Below are 25,164 nucleotides of genomic sequence, written 5' to 3'. Positions count from 1 at the left end.
TGCTTGTCCCCCGGAATGAAACAGTAGGAAAGCGCTTTTTGCATCCGGTGCGGACCCCCGCTAAAGCCCGCCGGCAAGCATGACCCAGGCGCCCTTCATCCTGCTCGACGACGCCCGTATCGAAGGCGCCGGCCCGGCGCGGCTTTATACCGCGCCGGAAGAGATCGTCGCTGCGCGCCAGCCCGAAGAGGTAGCGGCCGCGCTCGCCCGCATCGGCAGCGCGCCGGGCCGCTGGGCGGGCATGATCGCCTACGAAGCCGGCCTTGCGCTCGAGGAACGTCTGGCGACCCGGCTCCCCGCCCGCACCGGCGCGGCAGGGCCGCTCGTGTGGTTCGCGCGCTTCGCCGAAATGCGCGAGATGACCGAGGCCGATGTGGAAGCCTGGCTCGATGCCTCTAGCGAAGGCCGTGGGCGGCTCGGCCCGCTCGATCCGCAAATCTCGCCGGGCGGCTATGCGCTGGGGTTCGACCGGCTGAAGTCCGCCATTTCGGCCGGCGATATCTATCAGGCCAACTACACCTTCGAGCTGGGCGGCGCATGGTCGGGCGATCCGCTTGCCATCTATCGCGCCCTGCGCGGTGATGCCCGCTCCGGCTACGGCGCGGTCATCTGGGACGGCGCGCACTGGCACCTCTCGGTTTCGCCCGAACTGTTCTTCACGCTGAACGAGGGCCGCGCCGAAGTCCGCCCGATGAAGGGCACGGCCCCGCGTGGCCGAACCGCTGCGGAAGACACCGCCTTCAAGGCCGCGCTCGAAGCGAGCATCAAGGACCGCGCCGAAAATCTGATGATCGTCGATCTGATGCGCAACGATCTGTCGCGCGTCGCAAAACCGGGCAGCGTGCGCGTGACCGAGCCTTTCGCGGTGGAGACCTATCCCACTGTCCATCAGATGGTTACGACCGTCCACGCGCAGCTCACGCCCGGTGCGGACGCGCGCGATCTGGTTCGTGCGATCTTCCCTTGCGGTTCGATCACCGGCGCGCCCAAGATTCGCGCGATGGAACTCATCGACGAAGTCGAGCGTGACGCGCGCGGGCTCTATTGCGGCGCGATCGGGCGGATCGACGCCCCAGGCAAGGCGGGCCCCGTGCAAGGTACTGGTGACGCTGCCTTCAATGTGGCAATCCGCACGGTGCGGCTGCTTCCCGATTATCCGGGAGCGGGCCGGGGGCGCGCCACGATGGGGGTCGGCTCCGCAGTCGTTGCGGATTCGGCAGCCCTTTCGGAATGGCGCGAATGCCTGGTGAAAGGGGATGTCTTGCGTCTGGAGGCCAGCAGTGCCGATCTGATCGAGACGATGGCGTTCGATCCCGCGCAGGGCATTGCGCTGCTCGAACAGCACCTCGAACGCATGAAGGAGAGCGCGGCCGAGCTCGGCTTCGAATTCGATCGTCATGCGCTGCGCAATGCGATCCACGTCCTCTGCTTCGATCTCGATGTGCCCTCGCGGGTGCGCCTGCTGGTATCCAGGAGCGGCGCCCATGCGCTCGATGCCGCGCCGATGCCGCCCGCCTTGCCCGATCCCGCCGTCTGCGCCGTGCTGCCCCTGCCTGTAGCGGAGGGCGATTGGCGCCTGCGCCACAAGACCACCGACCGCCATTTCTACGAAGACGCGCTGCGCGCCGCCAAGGCCGCCAGTGCGCACGAGGCGCTGCTGCTGCGCGATGATGGCCGGCTCACGGAGGGCAGCTTCACCAATATCTTCGTGCCCCGCAGCGATGTGCTGGTCACCCCGCCCGCCGCGCTCGGCTTGCTCCCGGGCGTGCTGCGCCGCAGCCTCATCGAAAGCGGCCGCGCGGTCGAAGGCGACGTGACCATGGCCGATCTCGAACGCGGCTTCTTCATCGGCAACGCCTTGCGCGGTCTGATCCCGGCAAAGCTGCTCGGCGCATGAGCGAACCGCATTACAGCGCGGCGCTGCAGCGCATTGCCGCCTCGCGCACCACCGCGATGACCGATCGCGCCATCGCGCTGCGCGCCGAGGGGCGCGACATCATCTCGCTTTCGGTGGGTGAGCCTGATTTCCCCACCCCGCCGCACGTGATCGAAGCCGCCAAGGCCGCGCTCGATGCGGGCGACACGCGCTACACCGCCGTGCCCGGCACTGCCGCGCTGCGTAAGGCGGCGGCGCTCCACTTCGCGCGCGATCTCGGCATCGAAGTGCCCGCCTCGCAAGTGATCGTCAGTGCGGGCGGCAAGCAGGCGATCTTCCTCGCCATCGCCGCCACGGCGGGTCCGGGTGACGAAGTGCTCATCCCCGCGCCCTGGTGGGTCAGCTACCCCGAGATCGTCCGCTTCGCCGGGGCCGAGCCTGTCGCCATGCCGACCACGCCCGCCACCGGCTACCGCATCCGCGCGAATGAACTCGCCGCAGCGATAACCCCGCGCACGCGCTGGCTTTTGCTCAACAGCCCAGGCAATCCCACCGGCGCCGTCTATTCGGCGGAGGACCTCGCCGCGCTCGGCGAAGTGCTGCGCCGTCACCCGCAAGTCCTCGTCCTCAGCGACGATATCTACGCCCCGCTCCGTTACGGAGCAGGCGCGCACGCCACACTAGCGGTCGTCTGCCCCGATCTGGAGCCCCGCGTGCTCACCGTGTCCGGCGTCTCCAAGAGCCACGCGATGACTGGCTTCCGCATCGGCGTTTCTGCCGGGCCGCTCTGGTTGATCGGCGCCATGGCCAAGCTCCAGTCGCATGCCTCGGGCAACCCCTGTTCGATCAGCCAGGCCGCCGCGGTCGCCGCTTTCACCGGTCCCCAGGATTTCCTGCTCGATTGGCGCGAGCGCTTCCGCGTGCGGCGCGATGCCGCCGTTGCCGCGCTCAATGCCGTGCCCGGCCTTTCCACCCCCGTGCCCGATGGCGCGTTCTACTGCCTCGTCGATGCCGGTCCGCTCATGGCGCGCTTCGGGGATGATGAGGCGCTCGCCTTGCACCTCCTCGACCACGGCGTCGCGGTCGTTGCGGCCTCCGCCTTTGGCGGCAGCCAGGGTTTCCGGATCAGCTTTGCGGCAGACGATGCCCGCCTTGCCGAAGCGCTTTCCCGCATCGCCAAGGCTCTTGCATGACCACGCTGCCCATTCTGTTTGAAGACGCCGAAGCGCTTGTCATCGACAAGCCCGCCGGACTGCCGATCGACCGCCCGCGCGCCGGGGGCACCAGCCTCGAGAATTATCTCGACACCCTGCGCCTCGGCTTCCAGCGCCTGCCACTGGCGGTCCACCGGCTCGATCAGGATACCTCGGGCTGCCTGCTGCTTGCGCGCAATGCGAAGGCGCACAGGCGCTTCGCCGCCGCGTTCGAAGCGCGGCTGGTGGAGAAAGTCTATCTTGGCGTGGTCGCCGGACCGGTCGCGGACGATGCGGGCACGATTGCGCTCAATCTCTCCAAGATCAGCAGCGCCGAAAAGGGCTGGCGGATGATCCCCGCGCGCGCTGGCAAACCGGCCGTGACGCATTGGCGCGTGCTCGACCGCAAGGAGGGGCTCACCCTCGTCGAGTTTCGCCCCGAAACCGGCCGCACCCATCAGATCCGCATCCACGCGCTTGCCGGCCTCGGCGCGGCGCTGCTGGGCGATCCGGTCTACGGCAGCGGTGTCGATGCAATGAGGGGCGCGCGGCGCACCATGCTCCACGCTGCCGCGCTCACCGTGCCGCGCGAAGGCAAGGCGCCGATCACCGCCAACGCGCCGCTTCCCGCCGATTTCACCGCGCTGGGTTTTGCGGAGGTCCTGCCCGAAGCCCCACTCGAAGCCCCGCCGGAAGCCCAGCACGAAGCCACGCCCGAAGGACCACCATGTCCGCCGACGAGTTGATCGCGCGCGCCCAGGGTCTGATCGAGGAAAGCTTCATCGCCTCGGCCGGGCCCGGCGGCCAGAACGTCAACAAGGTGGCGACTGCGGTGCAGATCCGCCTCGATGTCTTCGCGCTGCGTCTTTCGCCCGAAGTGTTCCACCGCCTCAAGGAACTCGCGGGCAGCAAGATGACCGCGCGCGGCGAGATCGTGCTGACGGCGCGCAGCTACCGCACGCAGGAGCAGAACCGCGAGGACGCGCGCAGCCGCATAGCTGAGCTCTTGCGCGAGGCCGCGACATTGCCCGCCCGCCGCGCGAAATCGCGCCTCAACCGCGTGGGCAAGACCGAACGTCTCGCCGGCAAGAAGAACCGCAGCACCATCAAGGCCGGGCGCGGGAAAGTCCGGCTGGACTAGGGCTTTTCGCTGGTGCCGTCGGCCGCCTCGGAGGCGGGAATGGTCGCCAGATCCGCCGGAACGGTCGCATCGGCCAGTGGCGGGGCAGGGCGCTTCTGAAGCATTTCGGCTGCCTCGTCGAGCGCGCGGGCCTCGCCCACGGTCACGCCGCCCGGCCCCGGATCGCTGTCCTTCTGGCAGCCGCCGAGGCAAAGTGCTGCGGGGAGCAGCGTGGCAGCGGCCAGCGCCGCGCGCATGCTCCCCGTCCGGATCACTGCTGCGGCTTCTCGGTCTGCGCCTCGGCAGCGGCAGCCTTGGCGGCTTCGGCGGCCGAGACGGCGCTGTCAGCGGCGCTCTTGGCGGCATCTTCTGCGCTCATCGCAGCCTGCGAGGCATCGGCGGCAGGGGCGGGAGCCGCAGCCGAAGGCTCGGCCGAGGGCAGTTCATCCGCAGGCATTTCCACGTTGTCGGCGGTAGCGCCAGCCGAGGCGTCGTCGCTCTTGCCGCAGGCGCTCAGCGCAAAGGCGGCTGCGCAAGCCAGCACGGTGGCGAGGCGCTTGATCTGGGTGGTCTTGGTCATGTTGGTCCCTCGCAAAAGGTCGAGATGGTACATCGGGGCGGCTTGCTGCCGCTGCGCCGGGGCGTTCTAAAGCGCGCTCTTCGCCATGGCAAACGTGAAACCGCCAATGCGGATCGTTATACCAAGACTGTTATACCATATAAGGAAATCCTTATATCACTTGCTTGATATAAAGAATGCTTTATATGCTATGGCCTATGTCCGTTCTCGAAGCCCTTCGCGCACTGGCCGACCCGACCCGGCTGAGGATCATGCGGCTGCTCGCGAGCATGGAACTGGCCGTGGGCGAACTAGCGCAAGTGCTCGGCCAGAGCCAGCCACGCGTCTCGCGCCACATCAAGATCCTCTGCGATGCCGGGCTTGCCGAGCGCCGCCGCGAGGGCGGGTGGGTCTTCCTGCGTACCGCGGTGAACGAGAGTGGTACGCCCGCTGCGCCCCTCTCCGATCTGGGCACCGCGCTGGCCCGCGTGCTGGTAAGCGCCGAAGTGGCCGATGTCGCCTTCGGTGCCCAGTGTGCCGAGGACCGGCAGCACCTCAATGTCATCCGTTCGGCCCGCGAAGCCAGCGCGGCTGAGTATTTCGCCCGTCACGCAGCGGAGTGGGACGAACTGCGCAGCCTCCACATCGCCGATGGCCCGGTCGAAGCGGCGCTGGGCGAGATGCTCTCCGGCGAGATCGGCCGCCTGCTCGATGTCGGCACCGGCACGGGCCGGATTGCCGAACTGTTCGCCGCGCGTGCCGACCACCTGACCGGACTCGACAAGAGCCCGGAAATGCTGCGCCTCGCGCGGACCCGGCTGCAGCACCTGCCGGCCGGCCAGGTCACGCTGGTCCAGGGCGATTTCGCGCAGCTGCCGTTCCCCGATGCCGGGTTTGATACCGTGCTGTTCCACCAGGTCCTGCACTATGCCTTCGCGCCGCAGGCCGTGCTGGCCGAAGCCGCACGCGTCACTGCGCCGGGTGGGCGCCTGGTGATCGTCGATTTCGCCCCGCATGAGCGCGAGGAGCTGCGCACCGCGCATGCCCACGCGCGCCTTGGCTTTTCCGATTCGCAGATCACGGCGCTGCTCACCGCCGCCGGGTTCGATCCCGCGGGTGATCGCGCGCTTCCGGGGCACGAACTGATCGTCAAGATCTGGACCGGCGTGCGGCGGGCAGACCGCACCGCTGTCAGCAAGTTTCCCGGCACCGAATTTCCAAGACTGGCAAGCCAATGACCACCACACCGAACACGACCACCTTCGACCAACTGCGCGAAGCACGCACTGCCCTCGATACGCCGCTTTTCGCGGGGCTCCCGGGCGATATCAGCGTCAGCTTCGAATTCTTCCCGCCGCGCACCGATCCGCTGATGGAACAGCTGTGGGAAGTCGTCACCACGCTCGCCCCGCTGCGCCCCAGCTTCGTGTCGGTCACGTATGGCGCAGGCGGCTCGACGCGGGATCGCACGCACGGCACCGTTTCGCGCATCATCAAGGAAGCGCGCCTCCCCGCCGCTGCGCACCTCACCTGCGTCGATGCGACCAAGGCCGAAATCCGCGAGGTGGCCGAGGGCTACTGGGAAGCCGGAGTGCGCCACATCGTCGCGCTGCGCGGTGACATGGGCGCTCCGGGCGTGCCGTTCACCCCGCATCCTGATGGCTACGCCAATGCGGCAGACCTCGTCGCGGGGCTCAAGCAGATCGCCCCGTTCGAAATCTCGGTCGCGGCCTATCCCGAATGCCACCCGGATTCGCCCAGCGCCCAGGCGGATATCGACAACCTCAAGCGCAAGCTCGATGCCGGAGCGAGCCGCGCAATCAGCCAGTTCTTCTTCGAGCCGGAAACCTTCTTCCGCTTCCGCGACAAGCTCGCCGCCGCCGGGATCACCGCGCCGGTGCTGCCGGGTATCCTGCCTGTCTCCAACGTGGCGCAGACGCGCAAGTTCGCTGCGGCCTGCGGTGCGCAGATCCCGGCGTGGATGGATGGCCTGTTCGAAGGGCTCGATCACCATCCCGCCTCGCGCCAGCTGGTCGCCGCGACGGTCTGCGCTGAATTCTGCCGCCGTCTCTATGCCGGCGGCGTGCGCGATTTCCACTTCTACACCCTCAACCGCGCCGAGCTCTCCTACGCGATCTGCCACCTGCTTGGCCTGCGCCCCGCCCCTGCATCACTGGAAAAAGCGGCATGACTCTGAACCCCTCCGCCGCCCGCGCCGCCCTGCTCGAACAGGCCAGCAAGCGCATCCTCATCACCGACGGCGCCTTCGGTACCGAGATCCAGAACTGGAAGCTCACCGAGGCCGACTATGCCGGCAAGCTCGGCCTTTCGCGCGATCAGAAGGGCAACAACGATATCCTCGCGCTGACGGCACCGCATGTGCCGGAATCGATCCACCGTGCCTATTTTGCGGCCGGCGCGGATATCGCCGAAACCAACACCTTCTCCGCCAACCGCATCAGCCAGGCCGATTACGGCGCCGAACATCTCGTGCGCGAGATCAACCTTGAAAGCGCGAAGCTTGCCCGCCGCGTGGCCGACGAGTTCCAGTCGGATGACGGCCGTCCCCGCTTCGTGGCGGGCGCGATCGGGCCGACCAACAAGACGCTCTCGCTCTCACCCGACGTCAACGATCCCGGCTTCCGCGAGATCGACTGGGACTTCCTCGTCGAAGTCTACCGCGAACAGGCCGAGGCTCTTGTCGAAGGCGGCGCGGACTTCATCCTTGTCGAAACGGTGTTCGATACGCTCAACGCCAAGGCCGCGATCATGGCCGTGCGCAAGCTTGAAGACCAGCTCGGCCGCGAAGTGCCGATCATGCTTTCGATGACGCTCACGGATCTTTCGGGCCGCAATCTCTCGGGCCACACGGTCGAAGCCTTCTGGTACGCGGTGCGCCATGCGCGCCCCGTTACCATCGGGCTCAATTGCTCGTTCGGTGCCGCGCAGCTGCGCCCCCATGTCCGCGTGCTTTCGCAGATCGCGGATACGCTGATCATGGTCTACCCGAACGCGGGCCTGCCCAACGAACTCGGCGCCTACGACGAGCTTCCTGCCACCACCGCCGGCCTCGTCCACGAATGGGCCGAGCACGGACAAGTCAACGTGCTCGGCGGCTGCTGCGGCTCGACGCCCGAGCACATCGCCGCGATTGCCCGCGCGGTGCAGGGCCTCCCGCCGCGCGTGCTGCCGGGGCACCAGACCGCCACCGCGCTGGCAGGGCTCGAACCTTTCGTGATGGCCTGACGCCTTGACCCTCTCCCCTCCAGGGGAGAGGGTTGGGAGAGGGGCCTGACCTTTAACGCAACCCTATGGCCGGCGGGAGGTTCCCCTCTCCCCGGCCCTCTCCCCTGAAGGGGAGAGGGAGATAAAAATGACCACTGATACCGTACTCGAATCCCGCCCCACCGGTTCCTCCTTCGTCAACGTCGGCGAACGCACCAACGTCACCGGTTCCGCCGCGTTCAAGAAGCTGATCCTCGCGGGCGACTACACCCGGGCCGTCGAAGTCGCGCGCCAGCAGGTCGAGAACGGCGCGCAGATCATCGACGTCAACATGGACGAGGGCCTGCTCGATGCAGTCCACGCCATGACGACTTTCCTCAAGCTGATCGCCGCAGAGCCCGATATCGCCCGCGTGCCGGTAATGATCGACAGTTCGAAGTGGGAGGTGATCGAGGCGGGCCTCAAGTGCGTTTCGGGCAAGCCCATCGTCAATTCGATCTCGATGAAGGAAGGCGAGGAAGCCTTCCTCGCCGCCGCGCGCAAGTGCATGGACTACGGCGCCGCGGTCGTCGTCATGGCCTTCGACGAGAAGGGCCAGGCCGATACCAAGGCGCGCAAGGTCGAAATCTGCGCGCGCGCCTACGATCTCCTGCTGGGCATCGGCTTCCCCGCCGAGGACATCATCTTCGATCCCAACGTGTTTGCCGTCGCCACCGGGATCGAGGAGCATGACCGCTACGCGCTCGATTTCATCGAAGCCGCGCGCGAAATTCGCGCCCGCTGCCCGCATGTCCACATCTCGGGCGGCCTCTCCAACCTCTCGTTTTCGTTCCGCGGCAACGAAACGGTGCGCCGCGCGATGCATTCGGTATTCCTCTACCACGCGATCCCGGCGGGCATGGACATGGCCATCGTCAACGCCGGCCAGCTCGATATCTACGACCAGATCGATCCGGTGCTGCGTGAGGCCTGCGAGGACGTGGTGCTCAACCGCGTGCCGGCTGCAGCAGACGGTCAGACCGCCACGGAGCGGCTGATCACGCTTGCTGAAAGCTACAAGGGCAAGGATGCCGTCGCCGAGAAGGCCGCCGAAGAATGGCGCGGCTGGGACGTCGTCCGCCGCCTTGAACACGCCCTCGTCAAGGGCATCGACATGTATGTGGTCGAAGACACCGAGGAAGCCCGCGCCGAAATCTTCGCGCGCGGCGGCCGTCCGATCGAGGTGATCGAAGGCCCGCTGATGCAGGGCATGAACACGGTCGGTGACCTGTTCGGCTCTGGCAAGATGTTCCTCCCGCAGGTCGTGAAGTCCGCCCGCGTGATGAAGAAGGCGGTCGCGCACCTGATCCCGTTCATCGAGGCGGAAAAGCTCCCCGGCGCGCGCCCCAAGGGCCGGATGATCATGGCCACCGTCAAGGGCGACGTCCACGATATCGGCAAGAACATCGTCGGCGTCGTGCTCCAGTGCAACGGCTACGAGGTGATCGATCTCGGCGTCATGGTGCCGTGGTCCAGGATCCTTGAAGTGGCCAAGGCCGAGGATGTCGACATGATCGGCCTCTCCGGCCTGATTACGCCCTCGCTCGACGAGATGGTGACGGTTGCCGAGGAAATGCAGCGCGCCGGTTTCACCATTCCGCTGCTCATTGGCGGCGCGACCACCAGCAAGGTCCACACTGCACTGCGCATCGATCCGGCCTACGAGGGCCCCGTTGTCCACGTGCTCGATGCCAGCCGTGCGGTCGGCGTTGCCAGCCAGCTGCTGTCGGACACCCAGCGCGATGGCTTTGTCGAGGCGACGGCGCACGAATACCAGCATGTGCGCGATCTGCGTGCCGGCAAGGAGCCTTCCGTGCTCCTCAGCCTCGCCGATGCGCGTGCCAATGCCTATGCGCCCGATCTTTCGGAAAAGGCCCCGCCGCCCGAGCAGCCGGGCCTCCACGTCTTCCCCGAGTGGGATCTCGCGGACCTTGCCGAATGCATCGACTGGACGCCGTTCTTCCGCGCGTGGGAACTTGCGGGCAATTACCCTGCCATCCTCGTTGACGAAGTGGTCGGCGAAAGCGCCAGCAGCCTCTATGCCGATGCGAAGCAAATGCTCGAGCGGATCATCGCGGAGAAGTGGTTCACCGCGAAGGGCGTTGCGGGCTTCTGGCCCTGCCACCGCGAGGAAGACGATGTCGTGCTCTACCTGCCCGACGAAGAACGCCACGTGCGCATCCCCTTCCTGCGCCAGCAGATCCGCAAGAGCCGCGACCGCGCCAACATGTGCCTTGCCGATTTCATCGATCCGCAGGGCGATTGGCTCGGCGGCTTCGCGGTCGGCATCCATGGGATCGAGCCGCACCTCGCCCGCTTCCAGGTCGCGCATGATGATTACAACGACATCCTGCTCAAGGCGCTGGCCGACCGCTTCGCCGAAGCTTACGCCGAGCGCCTCCACCAGCATGTGCGCACCACGCTCTGGGCCTATGCGCCGGGCGAACAGCTCACCAACGAGGCGCTGATCCGCGAGCAGTACCGCGGCATCCGCCCCGCGCCCGGCTACCCGGCGTGCCCCGATCACAGCCTCAAGCCGATCCTGTTCGATCTGCTGAAAGCGCCGGCCAACGCCGGGATCGTGCTGACCGAATCGCAGGCCATGCTCCCCACCGCCGCCGTCTCCGGCTTCTATTTCGCGCACCCCGAAAGCCAGTATTTCGGCGTCGCCCGCATCGGCCGCGATCAGGTGGAAGACTATGCGGTGCGCCGCGGCTTCGATCTCGCCACCACGGAGCGCTGGCTGCGGCCCAATCTGGATTGATCGCGCAACCCCCGGCCTCCCGGTCCATGGAATCCAACGGCAATAGCCCTTGCCTGCCGGAGCCACTAGACACCGCATGACCATGCCCACGATGAGCGCCTCCGAAATCGTCCTGATCGCGCTGACGGTCATCCTCGCCGTGCTTTGTGCCACCCGCCGCCTGCTGCGGACCGATCACCTTGCGCCGCGTTTCGTCCTGCGCTTTGTCGCCGCGTTCATGGTGCTCGCCGCCGCGGCGGTTCATGCAGAGGTCCCCGGGGGCGTTCCCGCCACGGTCGCGGTGACATTCGATCGCCATGCCATCCGCCCGGCTGTTGCCGAGGGCTTGGCGGATCGCACGACCGGCCGCACAGTCACCGCCGATGATCCGGTGCGCATTGCCTCGATCTCCAAGCTCGTCACCGCGCTCGGGGTGATGCGGCTGGTCGATGCCGGAACGCTCGATCTGGACCGCGACGTTTCCGAATATCTTGGCTGGCGCCTTCGCCATCCGGCCTTCCCGGACCGGCCGATCACCTTGCGCCAGCTGCTCTCGCACCGTTCCGGCCTTACCGACGGTGCGGACTACATCATCCCGCTCGGCGAAACCCTGCGCCAGCGCCTCGCCGATCCGCGTGCATGGGACCCGGCGCACGGCCCCGGCGATGACTGGTTCCATTACACCAACCTCAATTTCCCGGTGGTCGCCTCGGTTATGGAAGCCGCCACGGCCACGCGCTTCGACCGCCTGATGCAGCGCCTTGTCCTGAGGCCGCTGCGGCTTTCGGCCTGCTACAACTGGTCCGGCTGCAATGCGGCGGAAGCTGCCCGCGCAGTGGTGCTCTACCGCGCCGACGGCAGCGTGGCGAAGGATGATCTGCGCGGTGTTTTGCCCACTTGCCCCGTCGTGGTGGCAGAGGGCAAGCCTTGCGATCTCGAAGCCTATACGCCCGGCTGGAACGGCGCGCTGTTCTCGCCCCAGGGCGGGCTGCGCATTTCGATGAACGACCTCGCACGCGTCGGCCAGATGTTCGCCCGCGGCGGGCGCGGCTTCCTCTCGCCCGCCAGCTTTGCTGCGCTCACCACCCCGCAATGGCGCTTCAACGGGCAGAATGGCGTTGGAGAAAATGGCGAGCCCGACGGGTTCTTCTGTGCTTATGGCCTCGGCGTCCAACTGATCGGCAACGCCGATCCCGGCTGCAACGACGACCCCTTCAGAGACGGCATCCCGCGCCTCGGCCACCCCGGCGAGGCCTATGGCCTGCGTTCAGGCCTCTGGCTCGATGCCAGGACCGGGCGCGGCGCCGCCTTCTTCACCACCGCCGTGCCCGACGATACCGCCAAGGGCGCCAGCGCCTTCACTGCCGCCGAGGAAGCGGTGCTGAAAAGGGTCCGTTAAGCGCTGTCTGCTAAGTTTCCGGCATGGCGGAACTGCTGCTCATCGGAGCGCTTGGGGCATACCTGGCGCTGGTCTATTGCCTGTTCCGGGCCCTGCAGCTGTTTGGCAGCTGGCGGCCGGCGGCCGCGATAGTCTGGCGCAGCGACTATACCGAGGCGCAGCGCAGCGACGATTTCTGGTCGTTTGGCTTCACCATTGGCACGCTGCGCGGCTTCAACTGGCGCGATGGCGATCATGCCCGGCTGATCGAGGACGAGATCCGCTTCACCGCCACCGATGGCCGCGAGCATCGCGCCATGGTCCAGCGTCGGGTCCGCCGCGGCTGGACGCCATCGTCCAGCTATGTCGTCTGGTATGATCCTGCCGATCCCGTCCGGGTCACCGCGCAGGGCCCCTCGTTCTGGCTGCTGCACGCGTTGCTGCTGCTCGTCCTGATCGGGCTGCTGATCCAGATCTGGAACCGCATCGGCATCGCGTTCTGAGCCCGGGCTGCGCGGTGCTGTCCACGGCTAAAGCGGATTTGGGCCTATCAGCACTTTTCCTGAGGGCACCGGCTCTGCCATAGCGGCAGGGTGAACGCTGTCTCCTCCGCTCCTGTTTCTGGCCCTGCTTCTGCAAATGCGCTCTCCACCCTGTCCCGCGTGTTCGGGTTTTCGAGCTTTCGCGGCGTGCAGGATCAAGTGGTCAGCCGCGTGCTGGCGGGCCAATCCACGTTGGCGGTGATGCCCACCGGCGCGGGCAAGTCGCTCACCTATCAGCTGCCCGCCGCCATGCTTCCGGGCACTTGCGTCGTCGTCTCTCCGCTTATCGCGCTGATGCACGATCAGCTGCGCGCGGCCAACGCCAATGGCCTTTCTGCCGCCGCGCTCACCAGCGTCGATCAGGACCGTGAACAAACGATCGAGCGCTTCCGCAATGGCGAGCTTGATCTGCTCTATGTCGCCCCCGAACGCGCCAGCCAGTCCTATTTCCGCGAACTGCTCACCCGCGCGCCCATTGCGCTTTTCGCGATCGACGAAGCGCACTGCGTTTCCGAATGGGGCCACGATTTCCGGCCTGACTACCGCCTGCTGCGCCCGCTGCTCGATAGCTTCGATCACGTCCCGCGCCTCGCGCTCACCGCCACGGCAGATCGGCACACCCGCGCCGATATCATGGCCCAGCTTGGCATTCCCGATGATGGCCTGATCATCGCCGGGTTCGACCGGCCCAATATCCGCTACCGCATCACCCCGCGTGACAATCCGCTGCGCCAGCTGAAGGCCCTGCTGGCCGAACAGCCGGGCCCGGGCATCGTTTATGCGCCCACGCGCAACGGGGTGGAAAAGCTCGCCGCCCAGCTGGCGGAAGGGGGGCGCCGCGTCCTGCCCTATCACGCCGGGTTGCCGCCCGAACAGCGCTCCGCCAATCAGGCCGCCTTCGTCGCCAGTGAAGACATGGTCATGGTCGCGACGATCGCCTTCGGCATGGGGATCGACAAGCCCGACGTCCGCTTCGTCGCCCATGCGGGCCTGCCCAAATCGATCGAGGGCTACTACCAGGAAACCGGCCGCGCGGGCCGCGACGGCGATGATGCCGTCGCGCTCATGCTCTGGGGTGCCGACGATTTCGCCCGCGCCCGCCAACGCATCGGCGAGGTCGAGGAGCACCGCCGCGCCAGCGAGCGGCAGCGGCTTGATGCGCTCGCCGGACTGGTCGAAACGCATACCTGCCGCCGCGCCGTCCTGCTTCGCCACTTTGGAGAGAACCCGCCCGAAACCTGCGGCAATTGCGACAACTGCCTCCATGCGCCGGGTGTGACGGACGCGACGCAACTTGCGCGCAAGCTGCTCTCCGCGGTCTACCGCACCGGGCAGATGTTTGGCCTCGGCTACCTCGAGAAAGTCCTCACCGGCACGGCCGACGAGCGCGTCACTGAACGCGGGCACGATCAGCTGTCCGTCTTCGGCATCGTGCCCGGCGATGAGGCACCGCTCCTGCGCCCGGTTGCGCGGGCACTGCAGGCGCGCGGTACGCTCGTCACCAACGAACACGGCGGTTTCATGCTCGGCGGCGATGCCCGCGTGTTGCTCAAGGGCGAAGGCCGGCTCGATCTCGTCGTCGCGCCCAAGGCCGAACGCACCAGCCGCCGCCGGCGCGGGGCGGAGATCGAAGCCAACCCGATCGGTAATCCATTGTTCGAGGCCTTGCGCGCGCTGCGCCGCGAACTCGCGCTGGAAGCTGGCGTCCCGCCCTACGTGATCTTCCACGATTCGGTGCTGCGCGACATGGCGGCCCGTCGGCCTGCGACACTGCAGGAGCTCGGCCAGATCGGCGGCGTCGGCGCGCGCAAGCTGGAGGCTTACGGGGACCGGTTCCTTGAGGTGATCCGCAGCTTCTGAGCCGTCCAGACCTTCGCGGGAATGACGAAGGGGTGGTTTAGTAGGGGATTCGCGCCCCGTCCCAAGCATAAAGCCCCCCGCTGTCCGCAGGTGTCAGCCCATCCAGCACGCCCAGCAGCGCGTCTGCCGAAAACGCCGGGGTGAACAGCTTCTCCGCCGCCACCCCGCGCTGGAAGGGCGCGGAAAGCCCGGTGTCCACCGTGCCCGGATGCAGCGTCACCGCGATGGCCTGCGGGTGCGTGCGTGCGAGTTCGAGGGCGAGGTTCCTGACAAGCATGTTGAGCGCCGCCTTGCCCATGCGGTAGGCATGCCAGCCGCCCAGCCGGTTATCCGAAATCGAACCGACGCGGGCGGACAGCGCCGCAAACACCGCGCGCCCGTCTCGCCGCAGCAGTGGCAACGCGTGCTTGGCGATCAGGGCCGGGCCGATGGTGTTCACCGCGAAAAGCTCGGCCATGCCCTCGGCGTTCAGCGCGCGATATGATTTTTCGGGGCCAGTGCCGTCCGCGCGGGTGAGGCGCCCGGTCGCGATCAGCACCATGTCGAGCGGCCCGCCGATCGCGGCGCAAGCGGCCGCGATGCTGGCCTCGTCCTGCAAATCGAAGGCGAACGGCCGCAGCTTGCCCCCGCTCGGCGCTTGGCCGCGGCGTGATCCGGCGTGGACTTCGGCGACATCGGCGCGGCCCGCCAGCGCGGCGGCAAGCGCGCCGCCGATGCCGCCCGAGGCACCGAAGACCGCGCAGCGTAGAGCAGGGGGCAGGGCAGGGGAGGGGCTGGTCATGGCGCGGGATTGGGCGTTTACGTCTGCGCTGTCGAGCAGGTCGGAAGGGCAGGCGCTGTATTATCTTGCCAATACAGCTTGCGAACCGGCCATCGGCACGCCACATTGCCGGAACAAGCGCCCCGGCAAGGTGTAAGGGGTGGGAGTGAGACGTTACGCCATGGCCAGCAACTCGACCGATACCGTATCTCCGATCACCCTGACCCCGCCCGATCCGGTGCCGGTGGTCGCGCCAACCCAGGCGGCGGGGCTGGTGCCCGTGGCGGATGACAAGAAGTCGAAGCTCGAGGCGCAAGCGGAAGCGTTCGTGGCGGACCTCATCGCGCAGGATGCGGCAAGTCCGGAGTTCGGCAAGCGGGTCGATCAGCTGTCCAACATGGGCCGCAAGGAAATCGCGGCGGCAGCGGGCATGTCGAACCGCTTCCTTGATCGGCCGGTCCGCGCGATTGACAAGGATTCGGGCGTCGGAGCCGATCTCGCCGCACTGCGCCGCACGGTGGAAGAGCTCGATCCTGGCCGGCAGGGCAAGCTTTCGGGCCCGCGCAAGATCCTCGGCATCATTCCCTTCGGCAGCAAGCTGAAGACCTATTTTGACAGCTACCAGTCCTCGCAAGGCCACATCAAGGCGATCCTTGATCGGCTCGCCTCGGGCAAGGACGAGCTCCTCATGGACAACGCCGCAATCGACGTGGAGCGTTCCAAGCTGTGGGAAGCGATGGGCAATCTCGAGCAGATGATCCACATTTCCAAGGTGCTCGATCAGAAGCTGGAAGACGCCGCGAACGATCTCGATCACAGCGATCCCGCCAAGTCCAAGGCCATCCGCGAGACCGCGCTGTTCTACACCCGCCAGCGCACGCAGGACCTGCTCACGCAGATGGCGGTCACGGTGCAGGGCTACCTCGCGCTCGATCTGGTCAAGAAGAACAATGTCGAGCTGGTAAAGGGCGTCGACCGCGCCGGTACCACCACCGTGGCCGCGCTGCGCACCGCCGTCACCGTCGCGCAGGCGATGACCAACCAGCGCCTTGTGCTCTCGCAGATCACCGCGCTCAACACCACGACCGCGAACATCATCGATTCGACCGGCAAGCTGCTGCGCGAGCAGACCGGCAAGATCCACGAGATGGCCGCCTCGTCCACGATCCCGCTCGAGACGCTCCAGCGCGCCTTCCAGAACATCTACGAGACGATGGACACCATCGACAGCTTCAAGCTGAAGGCGCTGGATGCGATGAAGCAGACGGTCGACACGCTCTCGGGCGAGGTCGAGAAGTCCAAGGGCTATATCGCGCGCGCCGAGGGGGCGGCACAGGCCAAGCTGGCCGGACCCGAAACCTCGCCGCTGCTGAGCCTGGAGGGCTGATCACCACATGGCTGAAGGCGCGAGCGAAAGCACCCTCATCCTTGCCGAAGCGCGCGCCAGCCTGCAGCGGCAGCAGGCGGGTGGGCGGCGCGTTGGCGGTCGTTCGATCGGGCGGCGCTCGGCCGAACTGAAGCGCCTGCACGTGATGCGCAAGGCCGCGCGCATGGCCTTCGCGGTCATGGCGATCCTGCTCGGCGCGCTCGTCACCGGGCTGGTGATCGATGGCATCGGCTTCACCGGGATTGTCGTGACGTTCCTCGCCATCGTCGCGGCGCTCACCGTGCTCGGCACCTTTCCCAAGCTCAAGGTGCCCGATCTCGCCGCGCTCAACCGGGGCGACGTGCGCTCGATGGTAGCGCGCACCGAGCTCTGGCTCGAAGCCCAGCGCCCCGCGCTGCCTGCGCCTGCGGTGAACCTGATCGACCAGATCGGCGTCCAATTGGATGGCCTCGGCGTCCAGCTCGAAGGTGTCGATCCCGCCGAGCCAGCGGTTGCCGAAGTGCGCAAGCTGGTGGGCGAGCACTTGCCCGGCATGGTCGAAAGCTATCGCCGCATCCCGGCAAACCTGCGCCGCGAACAGCGGGAAGGCCGCAATGCGGATCAGCAGCTGACCGACGGACTCGGCAAGATCAGCCAGGAGATCGACGCAGTCACGCGCCAGCTCGCTGCCGGTGATCTCGATGCCCTCGCCGTGCGTGGGCGCTTCCTCGATTACAAATACGGGGACGGGCTGGAGCAATCAGCCCCGCAGCTGGCGGCGCCCCGACTTTCAGTATCAAAGCCGGAAAGCTGATGCGCGTCTCGATCCCCCACACCCTCGGCAAGGACGAACTGCGCCGCCGCATCACCGCGCGGCTTGGCAGTGCGGAAGACAAGGCCAAGGGCATGCTCGGCAGCCTCGCGACCGTGGAGACCAGCTGGGCCGACGAGGACACGCTGGACGTGGTCGTCAGCGCGATGGGTTATACGATCCCGTGCAGCGCCACGGTCGCCGAAACCAGCCTCGATTTCGAGGTCGAGATTCCGGCCGGCGCCGGTTTTGCGCGGCGCATGATCGAAAGCGCGGTGCGCGAAAAGGGCGAGAAGCTGGTGGGGTGATTACCCAACGGCAAGACGTCCCACATCCGCTCATGCTCAGCTTGTCGAAGCATCACACGCAACGCTTGCGCCAGCACCCTTCGACAGGCTCAGGGTGAGCGGGTCGGGGGGAGGCCGGCGTCAAATCCGGCGTCCCTCAAGCTGCGAGGCTGTACGGCTCGATCTCGCCCGTCAGGTACAGTTTCTTCGCCTTGGCGCGGCTCAGCTTGCCCGAACTGGTGCGCGGCAGCGTGCGTGGGGGTACGAGTTCGATCACGCAGTTCATGCCGGTGATCGCGCGCACCTTTTCGCGGATTGCATCGCGCAGCTTCACGCGTTCCTCGGGATCGGAAACGCGGCAGTGGACGAGCACGGCCGGGGTTTCCTCGCCGTTTTCCGTTTCCACCGAGAAGGCGGCGATATCGCCCTGGTGGAAACCGGGCAGCTGCTCCACCGCCCATTCGATATCCTGCGGCCAGTGGTTCTTGCCGTTGATGATGATCATGTCCTTGGCGCGGCCGACGATGAACAGGTAGCCCTCTTCATTGAGGTAGCCCATGTCCCCGGTATCGAGCCAGCCGCCGACCATGCAGGCCTCGGTCGCTTCCGGATCGCGGAAATAGGAGTGCATGACCGACGAGCCGCGGCACCACACTTTGCCGATATGGTGGTGGGCCAGCGCCTCGCCACGTTCGCCGCGCACTTCGACTTCCATGCCGCGCACCGCCTTGCCGCAATTGACGATGGCGCGGTAGCGGGCCGGGCGCGAAAGATCGCGCGGGGTGCCGGAAAGGCGCTCTTCCTCGACGAGTTCGACACGGATGCCCTCGCCCGGAGGCATCAGGGTGACCGCCAGCGTCGCCTCGGCCAGGCCGTAGCTCGGCAGGAAGGCGCTCGCCTTGAAGCCGGCGCCGGCAAAGGCGTTGACGAAGCTCTGCATCACGTCGGGCCGGATCATGTCCGCCCCGTTGCCGGCCACGCGCCAGCGCGAAAGGTCGAAGCGTTCGGCCACGCTGCTCTGGCTCGAAATGCGGCGCGCGCAGATGTCGTAGCCGAAGGTCGGCGAATAGGAGAGCGAGGTGCCCTCGTTGCGGCTGATCAGATCGAGCCACGCCAGCGGGCGGCGCGCGAAATCCTCGGTCTTGAGGTAATCGGCGGAAACCTGATTGGCGATCAACGAGAGGAAGCAGCCGACAAGGCCCATGTCATGGTACCAGGGCAGCCAGCTGATCGCACGGTCACCCGGCTGGAACTTCATGCCCGTCGAGTGGCCGGCAAGGTTCGCCAGCAGCGCACGGTGCGTGACAGCGACGCCGTGGGGGAAGCGGGTCGAGCCGCTCGAATACTGGAGGTAGGAAATCGCGTCCGGATCGGGTGTCGGCAGCGCGGTATCCGCAGGCTGGGCGGCGGCGGCGAATTCCTGCCAGGTCAGGCCCTTGCAGCCGCAGCGTTCCGCCGCAGCGGCGCAGATGGCGGCGATCTCGTCCGGGTAGAGCAGCATCGCGGGATCGGAGCTGGTGATCTGCACCGAGAGCTGGTCGATGTAGTTCTCCTTGCCGCCGAAACTGGTCGGCAGCGGCAGCGGCACCGGCCAGGCACCGGCGTACATCGCGCCGCAGAACAGCGCCGCGAAATCGGCGCCGGTTTCGGCGATCAGGGCAATCCGGTCGCCCGGCTGGACGCCCAAGGCGATCAGGCGGCGTGCAGCCACCAGCGCGTCGGTGCGCAGCTCGGCGTAAGGGTAGACGCGAACCAGTGTCCCGCGCGCGTCATGGAAGTTGAGCCCGCAGGCGCCCTCTGCGGCGAAATCCAGCGCCTCGCAGAAGGTGCTGAAATCGGCGAATCGACGCGGACGCCCATCGTCGTTGGGCGTGGGAACCAGCGCGGCCGTGGCGGCGGCGTCCAGGACAGTCATGCGTTACCCCGTTTATGGTTCTGGGTTGATTTCGGTTCGGGCCGAAATGGGCTGTTCTGTGCCCGCGAACAAATGCGGGATGTTCCCATTTACGCGGGACTGTGGCACGAATGTGGCATGGCGTTTACCAGTTCCGGGCGCGCGTCGGGCCGATCCGGGGGCGCCCGGCAAAAAACCCCGCCTCCTCCGTTGGATAGGCCTGCGCTCGATGCGCTGGCGCTTGCCTATGTTGCCCGGTTCGCCACGAGCTCGGGGCGGCTGGCGGCCTATCTCAAGCGCAAATTGCGCGAACGCGGCTGGGCGGAAGATGCCCCGCCGGACATTCCCGCACTGATCGCGCGGATGGCGGAGCGCCGGTATCTTGATGATGCGGCCTTTTCCGCCGCGAAGGGCGAAAGCCTCAGGCGGCGCGGCTTTGGCGCGCGGCGGATCGATACCGCGCTCAGCCATGATGGCATTGCCGAGCCGCTGCGCAGCGCTGCGCGCGGCAACGAGACGGAGCGCCGCCATGCCGCGCTGGCCTTTGCCCGGCGCAAGCGGTTCTGGCCTTATTCAGGTGAACGCTGTCTTGATCCTGTGATGCGCCGCAAGCAGCTCGCGGCCTATCTCCGCGCAGGGCATGGGCTTGACCATGTGCGCCGGGTGATGGATGCCGCGAGCCTTAGCGAACTGGAAGAATGGGCCGATGAATATGCCGAAGATGCTTTGGAATAGAGCCGCCAGCCTTGTGCTGCTGATTGCCGCAGTCGGCTGTTCGCCGCTCGCTGCGGGATCGACCAGCGCGCAGGGTGCGGCCACCACTGCGCCTGCGGCCGAGCTTGCGGTCCACCCCATCTCGGGCCTCACGGTCGTGCCGCTCACGGTAACGACCGCCAGCGGGCCGCATGCTTTCAAGGTTGAAGTCGCCGCGACTGCGGGCGAACAGGAGCGCGGCCTCATGTTCCGCACCGCGATGGGCGCGGATGAAGGCATGATCTTCCCGATGGATCCGCCCCGGCCCGCCGCGTTCTGGATGAAGAACACGGTCATCCCGCTCGACATCATCTTCATCGGTGCGAACCACAAGGTGCTCAATATCGCCGCCAATGCGGTGCCCTATGATCTTTCGCCGCTCCCTTCGGACGGCGATGCGGCGGGCGTGCTGGAGCTGAATGGCGGGCGCGCCGCGCAAATCGGGCTGAAGCCGGGCGATACCGTTAGCTGGTAACGCGCGCGCCGCTCACCACGGCAGCAGCACGACCTTCCCGCCAAGCCCGCCCTTGTCGATTCGCCGGTGGACTTCGCCAGCGGCGGCAAGCGGCAGGCGGTCTGCCACGACGGGCCGGATCCGGCCATCCTTGAGGCAGCCCAGCAGCTTCGTCAGGTCATCGGCAAACTGCTCTGGGTGCGCCTTGCGCCGGTCGGTGATCGAATACCACACCGCCCGCCGGCCGCCGAGCAGCGGGCTCAGCAGTGACCACAGCTTGAGCCGCGCCAGGCCAAGCCCCGCCGCGATCAGGCTTTCCCCGCCCGTCGCCATGGTCTGCGAGCCATAGCCGACCAGCACGCCGCCGGGCGCCAGCGCGGCAAATGTGCGGCTGAAATGTGCGCCGCCGATCGCATCGAACGCCGCGTCCACCCCGCGCCCGCCAGTCGCGCGCTTCACAGCCTCGGTAAAATCGCCCGCGCGGTAGTCGATCGCCTGCGCGCCGTAGCTTGTCACGACGCCCATGTTCGCGGCGGAGCACGTGCCGATCACATGGAGCCCCATCGCCCGCGCCAGATCGAGCAGCGCGGTGCCGACCGATCCCGAAGCACCGACGACAAGGATAGTCGCTCCGGCCTCGATCGCGGCAGCGCGCGCCAGCATCTGATACGCGGTCATGTAGGCCAGCGGGAGGCAGACCGCCTCGGCCGGATCGATCCCCTCCGGCACCGGCACCAGCGCGGAGGCAGGCCGCACGGCATATTGCGTGTAGCCGCCGACCACACACATATCTGCCACCATCGTGCCCACGGCCGGGCCGCTCACGCCTTCGCCCAGCGCATCGACCGTGCCGACCAGATCATAGCCCGGCGTGAAGGGCAGCGGCCCCTTGAAATCGGGGTAGCGGCCCATGCGGATGAACGTGTCGGTAAAGCCGGTCCCCGCCGCGAGTACCTTGATGCGCACTTCGCCCGGCCCGGGCGCAGGCAGCGCATCCTCGCTCACCAGTTCGAGGACCTCCGGCCCGCCGAACCGGGCAATCTCGATATGCTGCCAGGCCACACTCAAATCCTGCTGCAAGAGGCTGCTTTCAGGCAGACTATGGGGCCTGCGCGCCAATGCCAACCACTTATGGACGCGCATCGTGCCGGAACGATGCATCCGCCGCTTGCATGGCCCCCCTGTCAGACGCTAAGCGCGCTTCCCATGAGCATCCTCGGCAAGATCTTCACCTGGTGGGACGGCGCCACCTTCGGCACCATGCTCGACAGCGCGCGCAATGGCGTGAAAGTCGGCCAGGACGCGCAGGGCAACACCTACTTCCACGCGCGCAAGCCCTACCCCAAGGGTCATCCCTTCGCCGGGCGCGAGCGCCGCTGGGTGATCTACAACGGTGCCAACGATGCCAGCCGCGTGCCGGCGGAATGGCACGGCTGGCTTCACGGCAGCATTGACGGAGTGCCCGAAAGCAATCTGCCGCCGCCGCGGATCTGGGAAGTGGAGTTCACTCCCAACGCCACCGGCACCTCCGCCGCCTATCGCCCGCAAGGCGCGCTTGAGCGCGGCGGCAAGCGGGCCCGGGCCACGGGTGACTACGAAGCCTGGTCGCCCGAGGGCTGATGCGCCGCTTCGCACCGCTGCTGCTGGCGCCTGCACTGCTGGCGCTCTCCGCATGCGGCGGCAACAAGAACGCTGAGGCCCCGCCGCCGAGCGAGGCGACGCAAGGGGCGGGCCCCGCCGCCGATGCGTCCGGCGTGGTCGAAAGCGAGTTCGGCACCCCGGTCAAGGACCGCGTCGCCACGCTCGGCTTCCTCAACAAGCGCAACAACATCACGCAGATCGTCCAGCTGAAGAGCGGCGAATCGCGGCGCATCGGCAATGCGATCATCAAGCTCGCCACGTGCGAGCGGACGGCGCCGTGGGAAGATCCGCCCGAAACCGGCGCTTTCGTCCAGCTGTTCGTCGAGGAGCGCGCGACGACGAAGGAAAAGCTCTCCTGGCACAAGGTGTTCTCGGGCTGGCTGTTCAAGAATTCGCCCGCGCTCAATGTGGTCGAGCACCCGGTCTATGACGTGTGGGTCAAGGACTGCGCGATGAAGTTCCCCGGCGAGGAGGAAAGCCCGGCCGCCGCCGCATCGACAAGCAGCGCAGCAAAGCCGGCCGGCAAGCAGCCTGCCCCTGCCGCCGCGCCCGCCGCACCGGTTGACGCGCCGGCTGAAGATACGCCGCCAGCCTGAGCCTCCGAACCCGGCGCCAGCGCGGCTTGCAACAGATCGAGGTAGCGCGCCTGCGTGATCTCCACCGCGCCCAGTGAGGCAAGGTGCGGCGTGGTGAACTGGCAATCGAGCAGTTCCGCACCCGCCCGTCGTAGCGCCGCGACCAGCCAGGCGAGGGCTACCTTGGACGCATCGCTGGCGCGGCTGAACATGCTTTCGCCGCAGAACACCCGGCCAAAACCCACGCCATAGAGCCCGCCGACGAGGACTTCGGGCGCGCTCGGGCCTTCCTGACCCGGCATAGTTTGCCAGACCTCGATCGAATGCGCGTGCCCATGGCGGTGCAATTCGCGGTAGCTGTGGGCGATGCGCAGGCTGATCCAGCTGTCTTCGGCATCGACACGCGGCGCAGCGCAGGCATCGATCACTGCGTCGAACGCTTCGTTGCAGGTCACCCGGAAGCGCCCCCGGCGCAAGGTCCGCGCGAGGCTGTGCGACATGTGGAACCTGTCCAGCGGCAGGATCGCGCGCATCCGCGGTTCGACCCAGTAGACCTCGGGATCGTCACGGCTGTCCGACATCGGAAAAATGCCGGCGCGATAGGCCTGCAGCAGAAGCTCGGGCGGAATGATCGAGGTGTCGTGACGGGACATCTTCAGCGGAATCTTCTTTGGTTGCGCTGGCCGCGTCAACCCACTAAGGGCGCTTTCTCCGGCACAGGAGTGTAGCTCAGCTGGTAGAGCATCGGTCTCCAAAACCGAGGGCCGGGGGTTCGAATCCCTCCACTCCTGCCACGTTCCGCCAAGGAACGCTGCGCCCTTTTCCCAATTTCGTGAGTTCCTCTGTCCTCCTGCCACCTGCATGGTGCGGCGGCAAGCGACTCCTCCTGCTGAAAGCCTCATGCCATGAACGTCAAAGCCTATGCCGCAGAGGCCGCCGACAAGCCGCTCGCACCCTTCGCGATCGAGCGCCGCGAAGCCGGCCCGAACGATGTGGTGATCGAGATCGCCTTTTGCGGGGTCTGCCATTCTGACCTCCACACCGTGCGCAGCGAATGGGGCGGCACGCTCTACCCCTGCGTTCCGGGGCACGAAATCGTCGGCACGGTCAGCGCCGCCGGCAGCGCCGTGACACGATTCGCGGTCGGCGATACGGTCGGCGTCGGCTGCATTGTCGATAGCTGCCGCACCTGCGCTTCGTGCGGAGAGGGGCTGGAGCAGTTCTGCGCGAGCGGGATGACCGGCACCTACAATTCGCCCACGCCCGATGCGCCCGGCCACACGCTGGGCGGCTACTCGCAGGTGATCGTGGTCGATCAGGCTTATGTGCTGGCGATCCGCCACCCGAAGGAGCAGCTGGCCGCCGTCGCGCCGCTGCTGTGCGCCGGCATCACCACCTGGTCCCCGCTGCGCCACTGGAAGGCCGGGCCGGGCAAGCGCGTCGGCGTGGTCGGCATTGGCGGCCTTGGCCACATGGGCATCAAGCTTGCCCGCGCGCTTGGCGCTGAAGTCACCGGCTTCACCACCAATCCCGCCAAGGAGGCCGCGATCCGCGATCTTGGTGCGCACCATGTCGTCGTCTCGACCGACAAGGCCGCGATGAAGGCCGCGCGCGAGAGCCTTGATCTCATCATCAACACCGTGTCGCACAGCCACGATCTCGATCCCTACCTGCTGTGCCTCGCGCGGGATGGGGTGATGGTGATGGTCGGCGGGCCGGAAAAGCCGCACCCGATGCCCACGCTGTTCCACTTCCTCACGCGGCGTCGCAGCCTCGCCGGTTCGCTGATCGGCGGCATCGCGGAAACGCAGGAAATGCTCGATTTCTGCGCTGAACACGGCGTGGTTTCGGACATCGAGCTGATTCGCATGGAGGAAATCGAGGCGGCCTATGCGCGCATGCTGAGGAGCGACGTGCGCTACCGTTTCGTGATCGATACGGCCACGATCTAGTCGCGTCCTGCGGCGAATCCGGCGTTGGCGCCTGGTTTCCTGCCATGCCCTTGCCAAGTTCCGGCCTTGGCCCTAAATGCGATGCTCTTCCGACATCGGAAACTTCGCCTGCCCCTCCCGGACCTGTCCGGGGCGG

At 67.0% G+C, this 25,164-nt stretch carries 24 protein-coding genes, 1 tRNA gene and 1 pseudogene; 20 read left to right on the top strand and 6 right to left on the bottom strand.

Features of this window, described 5'->3' with window-relative positions:
• Positions 1-79 precede the first annotated feature (79 nt).
• From pabB to arfB, 4 genes are read left to right on the top strand one after another with little or no spacing between them, the layout of a single operon-like run.
• The gene (gene pabB, locus ACO056_RS01350) at positions 80-1,897 is read left to right on the top strand and encodes an aminodeoxychorismate synthase component I (protein ID WP_421850687.1); all 1,818 of its coding nucleotides are present in this window, start codon (positions 80-82) and stop codon (positions 1,895-1,897) included.
• Positions 1,894-3,069 (top strand): pyridoxal phosphate-dependent aminotransferase, encoded by a 1,176-nt coding sequence (locus ACO056_RS01345; RefSeq protein ID WP_421850684.1) that lies wholly within the window; start codon positions 1,894-1,896, stop codon positions 3,067-3,069. The genes pabB and ACO056_RS01345 overlap by 4 nt, the downstream gene beginning before the upstream one ends.
• Entirely contained in the window at positions 3,066-3,815 is a 750-nt protein-coding gene (locus ACO056_RS01340; RefSeq protein ID WP_421850680.1) for an RluA family pseudouridine synthase, read from the top strand. The genes ACO056_RS01345 and ACO056_RS01340 overlap by 4 nt, the downstream gene beginning before the upstream one ends.
• Entirely contained in the window at positions 3,797-4,210 is a 414-nt protein-coding gene (gene arfB / locus ACO056_RS01335) for an alternative ribosome rescue aminoacyl-tRNA hydrolase ArfB (RefSeq protein WP_421850677.1), read from the top strand. The genes ACO056_RS01340 and arfB overlap by 19 nt, the downstream gene beginning before the upstream one ends.
• On the opposite strand, the gene ACO056_RS01330 is transcribed toward arfB, so the two are convergent.
• Both ACO056_RS01330 and ACO056_RS01325 read right to left on the bottom strand, forming a co-directional pair.
• Positions 4,207-4,464, bottom strand: coding sequence for a hypothetical protein (locus ACO056_RS01330; RefSeq protein WP_421850674.1), 258 nt, complete (start codon positions 4,462-4,464; stop codon positions 4,207-4,209). The two genes, arfB and ACO056_RS01330, sit on opposite strands and share 4 nt — an antisense overlap.
• Positions 4,461-4,769, bottom strand: a complete 309-nt coding sequence (locus ACO056_RS01325; protein WP_421850671.1) for a hypothetical protein — start codon at positions 4,767-4,769, stop codon at positions 4,461-4,463. Before ACO056_RS01325 ends, ACO056_RS01330 begins: the two co-directional genes overlap by 4 nt.
• 197 nt (positions 4,770-4,966) lie before the next feature.
• Between ACO056_RS01325 and ACO056_RS01320 the strand changes: the two genes are divergently transcribed.
• From ACO056_RS01320 to recQ, 7 genes are all read left to right on the top strand, one after another.
• The gene (locus ACO056_RS01320; RefSeq protein ID WP_421850668.1) at positions 4,967-5,986 is read left to right on the top strand and encodes an ArsR/SmtB family transcription factor; all 1,020 of its coding nucleotides are present in this window, start codon (positions 4,967-4,969) and stop codon (positions 5,984-5,986) included.
• Complete coding sequence (metF, locus tag ACO056_RS01315) at positions 5,983-6,939, top strand: methylenetetrahydrofolate reductase [NAD(P)H] (protein ID WP_421850665.1); 957 nt, start codon at positions 5,983-5,985, stop codon at positions 6,937-6,939. The genes ACO056_RS01320 and metF overlap by 4 nt, the downstream gene beginning before the upstream one ends.
• Positions 6,936-7,994, top strand: a complete 1,059-nt coding sequence (locus ACO056_RS01310; RefSeq protein WP_421850663.1) for a homocysteine S-methyltransferase family protein — start codon at positions 6,936-6,938, stop codon at positions 7,992-7,994. The genes metF and ACO056_RS01310 overlap by 4 nt, the downstream gene beginning before the upstream one ends.
• 127 nt (positions 7,995-8,121) lie before the next feature.
• Entirely contained in the window at positions 8,122-10,776 is a 2,655-nt protein-coding gene (gene metH / locus ACO056_RS01305) for a methionine synthase (RefSeq protein ID WP_421850660.1), read from the top strand.
• A gap of 76 nt (positions 10,777-10,852) precedes the next feature.
• The gene (locus ACO056_RS01300; RefSeq protein ID WP_421850657.1) at positions 10,853-12,154 is read left to right on the top strand and encodes a serine hydrolase domain-containing protein; all 1,302 of its coding nucleotides are present in this window, start codon (positions 10,853-10,855) and stop codon (positions 12,152-12,154) included.
• A 23-nt stretch (positions 12,155-12,177) separates the two neighbouring features.
• Entirely contained in the window at positions 12,178-12,636 is a 459-nt protein-coding gene (locus tag ACO056_RS01295; protein WP_421850654.1) for a hypothetical protein, read from the top strand.
• Positions 12,637-12,726: 90 nt separating this feature from the next.
• Complete coding sequence (gene recQ, locus ACO056_RS01290; RefSeq protein ID WP_421850651.1) at positions 12,727-14,535, top strand: DNA helicase RecQ; 1,809 nt, start codon at positions 12,727-12,729, stop codon at positions 14,533-14,535.
• Between the two features lie 37 nt (positions 14,536-14,572).
• Here the strand turns inward: recQ and ACO056_RS01285 are convergent, their stop codons facing one another.
• Positions 14,573-15,316, bottom strand: coding sequence for an SDR family NAD(P)-dependent oxidoreductase (locus ACO056_RS01285; protein WP_421850648.1), 744 nt, complete (start codon positions 15,314-15,316; stop codon positions 14,573-14,575).
• A 160-nt stretch (positions 15,317-15,476) separates the two neighbouring features.
• Here ACO056_RS01285 and ACO056_RS01280 point away from each other — a divergent pair, with 160 nt between their 5' ends.
• Genes ACO056_RS01280 through ACO056_RS01270 form a run of 3 tightly spaced genes read left to right on the top strand, consistent with a single transcriptional unit; the run spans position 15,477 to position 17,780 of the window.
• Positions 15,477-16,682, top strand: coding sequence for a toxic anion resistance protein (locus ACO056_RS01280; RefSeq protein ID WP_421850645.1), 1,206 nt, complete (start codon positions 15,477-15,479; stop codon positions 16,680-16,682).
• Between the two features lie 7 nt (positions 16,683-16,689).
• Entirely contained in the window at positions 16,690-17,475 is a 786-nt protein-coding gene (locus tag ACO056_RS01275) for a hypothetical protein (RefSeq protein WP_421850642.1), read from the top strand.
• The gene (locus tag ACO056_RS01270; protein ID WP_421850639.1) at positions 17,475-17,780 is read left to right on the top strand and encodes a hypothetical protein; all 306 of its coding nucleotides are present in this window, start codon (positions 17,475-17,477) and stop codon (positions 17,778-17,780) included. The genes ACO056_RS01275 and ACO056_RS01270 overlap by 1 nt, the downstream gene beginning before the upstream one ends.
• 136 nt (positions 17,781-17,916) lie before the next feature.
• On the opposite strand, the gene ACO056_RS01265 is transcribed toward ACO056_RS01270, so the two are convergent.
• Positions 17,917-19,674 (bottom strand): fatty acyl-AMP ligase, encoded by a 1,758-nt coding sequence (locus tag ACO056_RS01265; RefSeq protein ID WP_421850637.1) that lies wholly within the window; start codon positions 19,672-19,674, stop codon positions 17,917-17,919.
• A gap of 189 nt (positions 19,675-19,863) precedes the next feature.
• Here ACO056_RS01265 and ACO056_RS01260 point away from each other — a divergent pair, with 189 nt between their 5' ends.
• Together ACO056_RS01260 and ACO056_RS01255 are read left to right on the top strand one after the other, a co-directional pair.
• Positions 19,864-20,388, top strand: a complete 525-nt coding sequence (locus ACO056_RS01260; RefSeq protein ID WP_421850634.1) for a regulatory protein RecX — start codon at positions 19,864-19,866, stop codon at positions 20,386-20,388.
• Positions 20,375-20,881 carry a DUF192 domain-containing protein gene (locus tag ACO056_RS01255; RefSeq protein ID WP_421855243.1) on the top strand — a complete coding sequence of 169 codons (507 nt, stop codon included), beginning with the start codon at positions 20,375-20,377 and terminating at the stop codon, positions 20,879-20,881. The genes ACO056_RS01260 and ACO056_RS01255 overlap by 14 nt, the downstream gene beginning before the upstream one ends.
• A gap of 12 nt (positions 20,882-20,893) precedes the next feature.
• Here the strand turns inward: ACO056_RS01255 and ACO056_RS01250 are convergent, their stop codons facing one another.
• On the bottom strand, positions 20,894-21,922 hold the full coding sequence (locus ACO056_RS01250; RefSeq protein WP_421850631.1) for a medium chain dehydrogenase/reductase family protein: 1,029 nt from the start codon (positions 21,920-21,922) through the stop codon (positions 20,894-20,896).
• Positions 21,923-22,066: 144 nt separating this feature from the next.
• On the opposite strand from ACO056_RS01250, the gene ACO056_RS01245 reads away from it, so the two are divergent.
• Positions 22,067-22,480 carry an NADH:ubiquinone oxidoreductase subunit NDUFA12 gene (locus tag ACO056_RS01245; protein WP_421850628.1) on the top strand — a complete coding sequence of 138 codons (414 nt, stop codon included), beginning with the start codon at positions 22,067-22,069 and terminating at the stop codon, positions 22,478-22,480.
• A pseudogene (locus ACO056_RS01240) lies at positions 22,480-22,890 on the top strand (DUF2155 domain-containing protein); the annotation flags it as partial. The gene ACO056_RS01245 and the pseudogene ACO056_RS01240, both read left to right, overlap by 1 nt.
• A gap of 35 nt (positions 22,891-22,925) precedes the next feature.
• Here ACO056_RS01240 and aat read toward each other — a convergent pair.
• Positions 22,926-23,729, bottom strand: a complete 804-nt coding sequence (gene aat, locus ACO056_RS01235) for a leucyl/phenylalanyl-tRNA--protein transferase (protein ID WP_421850625.1) — start codon at positions 23,727-23,729, stop codon at positions 22,926-22,928.
• 65 nt (positions 23,730-23,794) lie between these two features.
• Here aat and ACO056_RS01230 point away from each other — a divergent pair.
• Positions 23,795-23,870, top strand: a tRNA-Trp gene (locus tag ACO056_RS01230).
• 111 nt (positions 23,871-23,981) lie between these two features.
• Positions 23,982-25,028, top strand: coding sequence for an NAD(P)-dependent alcohol dehydrogenase (locus tag ACO056_RS01225; protein WP_421850623.1), 1,047 nt, complete (start codon positions 23,982-23,984; stop codon positions 25,026-25,028).
• Positions 25,029-25,164 lie beyond the last annotated feature (136 nt).

Origin of the sequence: Novosphingobium sp. (assembly GCF_965228995.1) — a bacterium.
In the GTDB taxonomy this organism is placed as follows: domain Bacteria; phylum Pseudomonadota; class Alphaproteobacteria; order Sphingomonadales; family Sphingomonadaceae; genus Novosphingobium.
Note: the sequence above shows the minus strand (reverse complement) of the source record. Positions and strands in the feature narration are given on the sequence as shown.